At 73.6% G+C, this 7,130-nt stretch carries 2 protein-coding genes and 2 pseudogenes; 2 read left to right on the plus strand and 2 right to left on the minus strand.

Features of this window, described 5'->3' with window-relative positions:
• Positions 1-88: 88 nt before the first annotated feature.
• Positions 89-2,671 carry an IPT/TIG domain-containing protein gene (locus tag ACFV1L_RS36185; protein ID WP_380374516.1) on the minus strand — a complete coding sequence of 861 codons (2,583 nt, stop codon included), beginning with the start codon at positions 2,669-2,671 and terminating at the stop codon, positions 89-91.
• A 957-nt stretch (positions 2,672-3,628) separates the two neighbouring features.
• Here ACFV1L_RS36185 and ACFV1L_RS36190 point away from each other — a divergent pair.
• A pseudogene (locus ACFV1L_RS36190) lies at positions 3,629-3,805 on the plus strand (ABC transporter ATP-binding protein); the annotation flags it as partial.
• Positions 3,806-3,926: 121 nt separating this feature from the next.
• On the opposite strand, the gene ACFV1L_RS36195 reads toward ACFV1L_RS36190, so the two are convergent.
• Entirely contained in the window at positions 3,927-6,383 is a 2,457-nt protein-coding gene (locus ACFV1L_RS36195; protein ID WP_380374518.1) for a ricin-type beta-trefoil lectin domain protein, read from the minus strand.
• A gap of 511 nt (positions 6,384-6,894) precedes the next feature.
• On the opposite strand from ACFV1L_RS36195, the pseudogene ACFV1L_RS36200 reads away from it, so the two are divergent.
• A pseudogene (locus ACFV1L_RS36200) lies at positions 6,895-7,130 on the plus strand (sugar ABC transporter substrate-binding protein); the annotation flags it as partial.

Here is a 7,130-nt window from a genome sequence, read left to right on the forward strand (position 1 = left end):
CGCGCCGCTGCCCCCGGGGCCCCCGCCCGCCGTGGGGCCGGGGCGAAACGCCCGGCCGCACGGCCGTCGCTCCGGTCGGACTCGGCCGTCAGCCGATCTCGATGCCGCCGGCGCCGACGGGCAGGACGGGAAGGGCGACGCCCGCGACGGTCAGCTGGAGTCCGGCCGCGCCGCCGGAGTCGGCGAGGTACGCAGTCGCCGGGAGCGACAGCGGCAGCACCCCGGCGACGGTCACGGTCGCGGTGCCGCTCAGCGTCGCGGCGTTGGTGCCGGTGGTGCCGGTGGTGGCGGGCAGGTCGACGTCGATGGTGACCCCGGCCGCGCCGAGCAGCAGGCAGGAGACCTCGCCGGTGGCGGCGCCGGTGCTGCTGATCCCGGCGCCCGTGCCGCACCGGCCGCCGGTCAGGCTGATGCCGAGCAGGGAGGCGGTGAAGTCGCCCGCGGTGGCCGAGGCGACCGGGCTGGTGGCGGCGGGGCCGGTCACGGGCCGTGCCGCCGCGAACCCGCTGCCGGTGGCGACGGTGACGTGGCCGGAGAGAATGGTGCCGCCGACGGTGGTGGAGTTGTAGGTCAGGGTGAACGACCCGGCGTTCTTGCCGCCGTCGGTGGCGGTCAGGGTGAACGGGCAGGAGCTGGTGGTGCCGTTGATGGTGCAGCCGGCGGTGCCGGAGGCGTAGGCGGTGCCGGAGGCGGTGGTGTAGAGGTCGGTGAAGGTGGCGTTGCCGAGGTGGACGCCGCTCGCCTGGTCCTGGAACTGCAGGTGGCCGGAGATCGCACCGCCCGTGCTGGCGCGTTGCACGGTGACGCCGAACTCGCCGGCGCGCGAGCCGGCCGGGATCCGGCCGGCGCCCTGGAGGCGGACGACGGTGTTGACGTAGGCGTACCTGTCGGCGCTGCCGGTGGCACTGGTGCCGCCGACGGTCGTCACCGTGACGTCCACGGTGCCGAGGCTCCCGGCCGGGGCGGTGGCGGTGATGGAGGTGTCGCTGTTCACGGTGAACGACGTCGCGGCGGCGGCGCCGAAGGTGACGGCCGTGGCGGCGGTGAAGCCGGTGCCGGTGATCGTGACCGTCGTGCCGCCCGCGGTCGGGCCGTGGCCGGGGTTGAGGCCGGTCACCACCGGTGCGGCCACGTACGTGTACTGGTCGGCGGCACCGGTCGTGCTGGTGCCGGCCGGGGTGGTGACCGTGACGTCCACGGCCCCCGCGGCACCCGCCGGGGCGGTGGCGGTGATGGAGGTGTCGCTGTTCACGGTGAACGACGTGGCGGCGGTGGTGCCGAAGGTGACGGCCGTGGCGGCGGTGAAGTCGGTACCCGTGATCGTGACGGACGTGCCGCCGGACGCCGGTCCGGCCGTGGGGGCGAGGGAGGTGACGGTCGGGGCCGGCTCGTCGTAGGTGTACCGGTCGGCCGGCCCGGTGGCGCTGGTGCCGGATCCGGTGGTGACGGTGATGTCCACGGCGCCGTCGGCGTGGGCGGGGGCGACCGCGGTGATCCGGGTGTCGCTGTTGACGGTGAACGAGCCGGCCGGGACGGTGCCGAAGGTGACGGCGGTGGCTCCGAGGAGGTTGGTGCCGGTGATGGTCACGCTGGTGCCGCCGGCTTCCGGGCCGTGGGCCGGGGCGATTCCGGTGACGGTGGGTGCGGGGACGGGGACCTCGGTGGCACGGACGCCGGCCGGGCCGTTGAAGCCGCCGCTGACGGTGGCGGTCACGGTGTTGGTGGCCGTGCTGATGACCGAGACCGTGTTGCCGGTGCCGTTGGTGACGTAGGCGTGGGTGCCCGCCGCGTCGACGCTGACGAACTGCGGCGCGGTGCCGACGGCGATGGTGGCGGAGACGGTGTTGGTCGCGGTGCTGACCGCCGCGACGGTGTTGTTGCCGCTCAGGGTCACGTAGGCGGTGGCGCCGTCCGGCGTGATCGCCACGCCGACCGCGGTGCTGGCCAGCGGGACGGTCGCGGTCACCGTGTTCGTGGCGGTGCTGACGACCGAGAGGCTGTGGCTGTTGAGGTTGGCCACGTAGGCGGACGCCCCGTCGGGAGTGACCGCGACGCCGATCGGCAGCGTGCCGACCGGGATCGTGGCCGCCACGGTGTTGGCGGCGGTGTCGATGACCGAGACCGTGTTGGACAGCTGGTTGCTGACGTAGGCCTTCGACCCGTCGGGGGTGAGGTCGATCCCGTACGGGTTGGCGCCGACCGGCACGGTCGCGGCGACCGTGTTGGTGGCCGTGTCGACGACCGAGACCGCGGCGGCCCTGAAGTCGACCACGTAGGCCTTGGCCCCGTCCGGGCTGAACGCCACGTTGATCGGGCCGGCCCCCGCCGTGACCGTCGCGGCGACCGTGTTGGTGGCCGTGTCGACGACCGAGACGTTGTTGCTGCTGTAGTTCGGCACCCACAGCCGCGTTCCGGCCGGGTTCGCCGCGATCGAGCGGGGCGAGGAGCCGACCGGGATCGTGGCCGTCACCGTGTCGGTGGCCGAGTCGACGACGCTGACGCTGTTGCCGTTCTGGTTGGCAACGTAGACGAAGGTGTGCGTCGGCGCGGCCGAGGCCGGGCCGGCGGCCACGGTGACCACGCCTGCGGCGGTGAGCGCAAGGGCGGCCACCGCGCCGGTGTACCGGCGCCGGCGGGCGCGGGCAGGGCGGGGCAGGGCTGATGCGGACAAGGGGTCCCCTTCCAGGGGCCGACGGAATCCGCGCGCGGCGGACCCGGCGCCCTTGAGGGCCGCGGTGACCGCCGCCACGCGGCAAGAGGGCACGAACCGGTGGCACAACGAGCCCGCACCACAAGGAAGTTCAGCCCGACCCGCGCAGCGGGGCCGGGCCCGTGGGCGACCGTCCCGCACATCTTCCTGACAACCGGAGGATCCTGTACCGGGAACCGGTGAACATGGCGCGTTCACGACCGGCGCACCGAGCGCGCACCCCGCCTGTACGGGGGCGCAGACGGACGAGTGATGCGGTGGGTGCGGCCACGATGCGGCTCGGCGGAGCGGTGCGGGGAGTCCACGGTGCGCGCCGGGTCGCCGTTCCGCTCCAGCCGCAGCCGTGGCCGGCCGCCGGTCGGCCGGGACGGGCCGGCCCGTGTTCGACGGGCCGTGTCGTACCCGGCCACGGTCGACACCTGCCCGGACGCCGAGCCGCGCCCGGGGTGCGGCTCGTGCTCGCCGCTCACCGTCGGTCCGCCCGGAGGGTGCGCGGTGGCCGAGCGGGTCCGCCGGGCGGCCGGGGCGCCCCTCGGGCCGGGCGTCGACGGCGATCTGCAGCAGGTCCCACGCCGCCTGGGCACGGGCTTCGACCACGGTGCGCCCGTGCGGGTCGGCGTCCGCCGGGAGTTCCAGGTCGGGTCGAGCCACCGGCCGGCGCGGAACCGCGTCCGGCGCAGCGCGTCCGGGCGCGCCCCCGGCACCGGAGTGACTCGATCCGGCCGCAGCCCGCCCGCGTCACCGGCACCGGCCGCCCGTGCGGGTGACGGCCCGTCAGCCCGCGGGCCGCTCCTCGCCTTCCGTTCCGCGAACGTTCGGCGACCGCCCCCTGACCGCGTCGCGTCATGGGCCGCAGCTGTTCGCGAGGAAGGGCGCAGGGAGACGCCCCCGGCGGTCCGGGTCCGCCGGATCACCGCCGCCGTCGTCCTCTCCAGCCACCGGATGGACGCCCCGGAGGCGCTGTGCCCCGAGGCCGCCGTCCTCGCCACCGGACGGGTCGTCCTCGCCGGCCGGCTCGGCAAGCTGGCCGGCGAGAACCGCCCAGGCGACCGCCGGCTGCTCAGCTCCGACCCGGCCGCCGCCCGCCGGGTCGCCCGGCTCGGTCCTCCCCGCGCGCGCGGGGGTCGGCATGATCGGCGCGTCCCGGTGGACCGACGAGGACCGACGAGGACTCCTCCCTCTCCCCGGGCCGGGGAGAGGGAGGACAGCCGGCGCGCTACGGCAGGTTCCAGCGCTGGTTGGCGCCGCCGTTGCAGGTCCAGACGACCAGTCGGGTGCCGTCGGTGGTGCTGGCCGCCGGGTCGTCCAGGCACAGGCCGGACTGGACGCCCACCAGGGTGCCGTCGGCCTGCGGGGTCCACTGCTGGTTGGCGCCGCCGTTGCAGGTCCAGAGGTCGACCGGGCTGCCGGGCGTCGTGGCCTGGCCGACCACGTCCAGGCACAGGCCGGCGTGCAGCAGGCGGCCGTTGTCCCAGGTCCAGGTCTGGCCCGGGGACGTGCTGTCGCAGGTCCGGATCACGGCCGCGGTGCCGTCGGCCGGGGAGGCGCCGAGGGTGTCGAGGCACTTGCCGTCGATCCCGGAGGCCACCGGTCCGGTGAACGGGCCGCCGCCGGTGCCCGGGGTGAGTTCGAAGGCGTCGAACTGCTCGGTCCGGTAGCCGGTCACGGCCAGCCCGGCCATGCCGGAGGTGAACGCGTGGTCGGTGGCGCTGCCGACGGTCCTGCCGTCGACGGCGGCCGTCAGCGTCGAGCCCTGCATGGTGAGGGCCAGGCGGTGCCAGCTGTTCAGGCCGGGCGCGGCGGTGGTGCCGGAGGCCAGGGTGGTGACGTTCCAGGACAGGTCGCTGCGCAGGATCGCCCAGTCTCCGGTGTCGCTGAGCCGCAGGTGGTAGGCGTTGAGGCCGCCGTTGTTGCGGCCCTGCTGGTTGACCCGGCCGAGCACCTCGGTCGCGCCCGGCTGCTCGAAGAGCGTGTCGGCGGCGACCGTGTAGTTCACCCAACTGCTGTCGCCCACGATGGTGTAGGGCATGTTGTTCGACTCGTCCGTCCAGCGGATCGGCGGGACCGGGGCCGTCTGGCGCAGGCACGCCCCGGTGCGGCCACCGGCGCACGGGCCGGTCTGGAAGGCGCCGTTCATGTCGGCGAAGTACTTCGGCGAGGCGGTCGCGGCCGGCTGGTCGAAGGAGTCCGCGTAGGGCAGGTTCAGCGGCGCGGCCGGCGGCGGGGTGGCGGTTCCCTTCCCCTGGCCGGTGGTGGTGGTCACGGTGTAGACGTGGCCGGGCTGCAGGGTGAGGGTGTACGAGCCGCGGACGGGGGTGACGTCCTGCTGGCGGACGAAGTCGTCGGACGCGTCCGGGGTCGACAGGTCGGTCGACCACACGTGCACCCGGCCGGTGGACAGGCCGCCGGTGACCGAGAAGGTGGCGGTCTGCGCCGAGGTGGCGTCCACGGTCTCGATGACGGTGGAGTAGTCGGTGCCCTTGGGCGACTTCAGCGTGACGTAGCTGCCGTTGGCCCGGTCGCCGCCCAGGTAGCCGCTGGCCGGGTCGACGTACGTCCAGCCGGGCTTGGTGAACTGCGTGGTGTGCGCGGTGACCCAGGTGGTCCGGCCGACCGAGTACGTTCCGGACCAGGGCTGCGGCGCCAGTGACAGGCCGTCCGTGGAGAAGAACAGGTTCTGGTAGAGCGCCGCAACGACCGGCCAGTTCATGAACGAGGTCATCCGGCCGTCGATGTAGTCGCGGTTGATCGCGCGCGCCACCGCCGACGCCCCGGTGTTGTAGTCCTGCGAGCCGCTCTCGCTGGCCCAGATCGGCTTGCCCAGCACCTGCGCAGCCGCCGTGCTGTTGCAGGTCGCCATCGCGCCGAGGTAGCCGCACGGGTAGTGCATGCCGATGACGTCGATCGCGGAGTTCAGCTCCGGGTCGGCGGCCATCGCGGTGGCGAGGTTCCAGTCGTAGCTGTCCGCGGCGACCACCCGGGTGCTGCCGTGGCCGTTCGCGACCAGGGCGCTCTTCAGCTTCTTGTACCAGGCGGCGTCGTACTCGCGCTCGTTCCAGCCGCCGAGGTAGTCGACCGGCAGGTGGTGCTGCGCGGCGCAGCCGAACCAGCCCATCAGGTAGTCGATCATGTCCTGGGACCAGAAGTACGGCTTGCCGGGCGCGGGATTGGCGGGGTCGTCGACGCCGATCCAGCCGGGCGCGCCCCAGGCGAGGCCGTAGATCTTGATGTCGGGGTTGCGGGCCTTCGCCTGCTCGGCCAGCCACCACTCGTAGCCCTGGTTGCAGTCGACCGCGCCCCGGGAGTGCTGGTAGCTGGGCTCCGCGCCGTCGGTGGAGTTGGTGTCGCCACCGATTTCGATCTTCAGGGACTGGAGGGCGGCGCCGTACCCGGGCTTGAAGAGGTAGTCGAGGAGCCGGCTGCGCTGCGGTTCGGGGTAGTCGATCAGCAGGCGGGAGTTGCCGCCGCCGCCGCTGGCGGCGCCGACACCGTCGAAGACCCGGCCGGACTTGCTGCCGTCGACGGTGATCGCCGTGGTGACGGTGGTGGCGGCGAGGGCGGGCGTGGGCGCCTGGGCGGCGACCAGCGTGCCGGACAGCAGGAGGGGGACGGCGACAGCCGCCCTTCCGAGGGCGCGTCGGGCGACGGCCAGGAGGTGGGGGGATCCGCGCACGGGTGGATGCCTTTCGTGAGCACTCGCAAACAAACGGAATCGCGCAGAAGCGAACAGTAAGTGCGGCTGCCGCCCCGAGGCAACGGGGCGTCGTGCGGATTCCGCCGGAGAACTCCGGGCCCGACCGGTTCGGTGCCGCGTGAATATGCCGGGACGGTAGGCCGCCGGCACCTTTCCGGGCGGCGCCGGCAATCCGGCCGCGCGCGGGAGCGCGGGCACACAGGGGCCCGATTACCCACTCTAGAGGCGATGTTGAAGGGCCGACCACCCCTGTCCGACAGGATCCGGATACCTACGAATTGGCGGCGAATTTCGTAGGTGGTCCGCTGCCCGAGGAAAACGAAGGGAATTCGTAACGGATGGATATCGTCCTGGGCGGGACTGCTCGGGGGCCCTTGACGGGCGGATGAACGCCTGGGTTTCCTGTGAGCCGCCACGTTTGAAAGTGATGAATTCTGATCGTTTGTGTTGCATCCGATCGGTCCCGCTTGTCCCGCCCTGGAGCCGCCCCATGTCCCCCGCCCGTTTCCGCCTGCTCGCCGTCACCTCGTTCGGCCTGACCGCCGCCCTCGGCCTCACCGCCTGCTCCACCGGCCAGGAGTCGGCCTCCGACGCCGCCCCGGCCGCCCCGGTCGGCGGAAGGATCTCGCTGACCTACCTGCAGAAGCAGGGCGACCAGGAGTACTTCGTCGGCGAGGCGGCCGGCGCGAAGAACAAGGCCGCCGAGCTGGGCATCGACCTGAAGGT

Origin of the sequence: Kitasatospora sp. NPDC059646 (assembly GCF_042734615.1) — a bacterium.
Classification (GTDB): domain Bacteria; phylum Actinomycetota; class Actinomycetes; order Streptomycetales; family Streptomycetaceae; genus Kitasatospora.